The sequence below is a fragment of the Streptomyces sp. CAI-85 genome, from assembly GCF_013363615.1.
Lineage (GTDB): Bacteria > Actinomycetota > Actinomycetes > Streptomycetales > Streptomycetaceae > Streptomyces > Streptomyces antibioticus_B.
The window spans coordinates 1-2,929 of record NZ_JAANNX010000151.1 but is presented as its reverse complement, the minus strand read 5'-3'; the positions used below and the strand labels follow the sequence as shown (position 1 = coordinate 2,929).

Annotated in this window: 2 protein-coding genes; both read left to right on the top strand. The window is 70.8% G+C overall.

What is annotated here, in order from left to right:
* Positions 1–1,437, top strand: a 1,437-nt coding sequence (locus tag G6W55_RS37235) for an APC family permease (RefSeq protein ID WP_175525017.1), incomplete at its 5' end; no start/stop codon positions are given.
* A 163-nt stretch (positions 1,438–1,600) separates the two neighbouring features.
* On the top strand, positions 1,601–2,929 hold the full coding sequence (locus tag G6W55_RS37230; protein ID WP_175525016.1) for a class I SAM-dependent RNA methyltransferase: 1,329 nt from the start codon (positions 1,601–1,603) through the stop codon (positions 2,927–2,929).

Below are 2,929 nucleotides of genomic sequence, written 5' to 3'. Positions count from 1 at the left end.
CTCGTCTTCCTGCTGCTGCGCGCCTTCTCCTCCGGCTGCGCCGCGCTCACCGGCGTCGAGGCGATCTCCAACGGCGTTCCGGCCTTCCGCAAGCCCAAGTCGCGGAACGCCGCCACCACCCTGGCGCTGATGGGCCTGCTGGCCGTCACCATGTTCTGCGGGATCATCGTGCTGGCCCTGGTCACCGACGTCCGGATGGCCGAGAACCCGGCCGTCGACCTCGTGCACAACGGCGTCGCCGTCGGCGCGGACTACGTCCAGAACCCGGTGATCACCCAGGTCGCCGAGGCCGTCTTCGGCAAGGGCAGCTTCCTGTTCCTGATCCTCGCGGGCGCCACCGCCCTGGTGCTGTTCCTGGCGGCCAACACCGCCTACAACGGCTTCCCGGTGCTCGGCTCGATCCTCGCCCAGGACCGCTACCTGCCCCGCCAGCTCCACACCCGCGGCGACCGGCTCGCCTTCTCCAACGGCATCGTGCTCCTCGCCGGCGCGGCCACCCTGCTGATCGTGATCTACGGCGCCGACTCCACGCGGCTGATCCAGCTCTACATCGTCGGCGTGTTCGTGTCGTTCACGCTCAGCCAGATCGGCATGGTCCGGCACTGGAACCGCCACCTGGCCACCGAGACCGACCAGGCCAAGCGCCGCCACATGGTCCGCTCCCGCGCGATCAACACCTTCGGCGCCTTCTTCACCGGGCTCGTCCTGGTCGTCGTCCTGCTCACCAAGTTCACCCACGGCGCCTGGGTCGCCCTGCTCGGCATGGTCATCTTCTACGCGACGATGACCGCCATCCGTAAGCACTACGACCGGGTCGCCGACGAGATCGCGGCCCCCGAGGGCCCGAGCGACGACAGCGTACGGCCGTCCCGTGTGCACTCGGTCGTCCTGATCTCCAAGATCCACCGGCCCACGCTGCGCGCCCTCGCCTACGCCAAGCTGATGCGCTCCGACACCCTGGAGGCGCTCACCGTCAACGTCGACCCGGCCGAGACGAAGGCGCTGCGCGCGGAGTGGGAGCGGCGCGGGATCTCCGTACCGCTGAAGGTCCTCGACTCCCCGTACCGGGAGATCACGCGGCCGATCATCGAGTACGTCAAGAGCCTGCGCAAGGAGTCGCCGCGCGACGCGGTGTCGGTGATCATCCCCGAGTACGTGGTCGGTCACTGGTACGAGCATCTGCTGCACAACCAGAGCGCGCTGCGGCTCAAGGGCCGGCTGCTGTTCACCCCGGGCGTCATGGTCACGTCCGTCCCCTACCAGCTCGAATCCTCCGAGGCGGCCCGCAACCGCGCCCGCAAGCGGTCGGAGTGGAACGCGCCGGGGTCGGTGCGGAGGGGGCCTGCGGAGACGGGGTCGGGTTCGGGTTCGGGGTCCGGGGGCTCTCCTGACGCATCGAACAAGCCTTCGGGCGGGCCGTCGGGCACGAAGCGCTGACGCTCAGGGCTCTTGAGGCTCAGGGCATGACGCTCAGGGCTTGAGGCTTGAGGCTCAGGGCTTGAGGCGCACGGCTTTCTGGTCAACGGCCGGGCGGCACCCACGTAGACTGGTGGGCTGTTGTCCGGCCGTTTCCCTTTCTCGTCACTGGAGTCACCCCGCCATGCAGGCAGAACCGAAGAAATCGCTGGTGGGGACCGAGTACGAGGTCGAGATCGGCCCCGTCGCCCACGGCGGGCACTGCATCGCCCGCACCGACTCGGGCCAGGTGCTGTTCGTACGGCACACGCTTCCGGGCGAGCGGGTCGTGGCCCGGGTGACCGACGGCGAGGAGGGCGCGCGGTTCCTGCGCGCCGACGCCGTACAGATCCTCGACGCGTCCAAGGACCGGGTCGAGGCCCCCTGTCCCTTCGCCGGCCCCGGCCGCTGCGGCGGCTGCGACTGGCAGCACGCCAAGCCGGGCGCCCAGCGTCGGCTCAAGGGCGAGGTGATCGCCGAGCAGCTCCAGCGGCTCGCGGGGCTCACCCCCGAGGAGGCCGGCTGGGACGGCACCGTGATGCCGGCCGAGGGCGACAAGCTCCCGGCGGGGCAGGTGCCGCAGTGGCGGACGCGCGTGCAGTACGCGGTGGACGCGGACGGCAACGCCGGACTGCGCAAGCACCGCTCGCACGAGGTCGAGCCGATCGACCACTGCATGATCGCGGCGCCGGGGGTCAGCGAACTCGGCATCGAGAAGCGTGACTGGTCCGGCATGGCCTCGGTCGACGCGATCGCCGCCACGGGGTCCCAGGACCGCATGGTGATCCTCGAACCCCGCCCCGGCGCCCGCCTCCCCCTCGTCGAGTTGGACCGCCCCGTCTCCGTGATGCGCGTCGAGGAGAAGGACGGCGGCGTCCACCGGGTGCACGGCCGGGCGTTCGTGCGCGAGCGGGCCGACGGCCGGACCTACCGGGTGGGCAGCGGCGGCTTCTGGCAGGTCCACCCGCAGGCGGCCGACACCCTGGTCAAGGCCGTCATGCAGGGCCTCCTGCCCCGCAAGGGCGAGATGGCGCTCGACCTGTACTGCGGCGTGGGCCTCTTCGCGGGCGCCCTCGCGGACCGCCTCGGCGACAAGGGCGCGGTGCTCGGCATCGAGTCGGGCAAGCGCGCCGTCGAGGACGCGCGCCACAACCTCGCCGCCTTCGACCGCGTCCGCATCGAACAGGGCAAGGTCGAGACCGTCCTCCCGCGCACGGGCATCACAGAGGTCGACCTGATCGTCCTCGACCCGCCCCGCGCGGGCGCCGGCCGCAAGACGGTCGACCACCTGACCTCCCTCGGCGCCCGCCGCATCGCCTACGTCGCCTGCGACCCGGCGGCGCTGGCACGGGATCTGGGGTACTTCCGGGACGGGGGGTATCGGGTGCGGACTTTGCGGGCGTTCGATCTGTTTCCTATGACGCATCATGTGGAGTGCGTGGCGATTCTGGAGCCGGTGAAGAAGGACGCCTGA

Coding starts and splice junctions, on each gene's coding strand:
- G6W55_RS37230 (WP_175525016.1), top strand. CDS start 1,601: ATGCAGGCAGAACCGAAGAAATCGCTGGTGGGGACCGAGTACGAGGTC.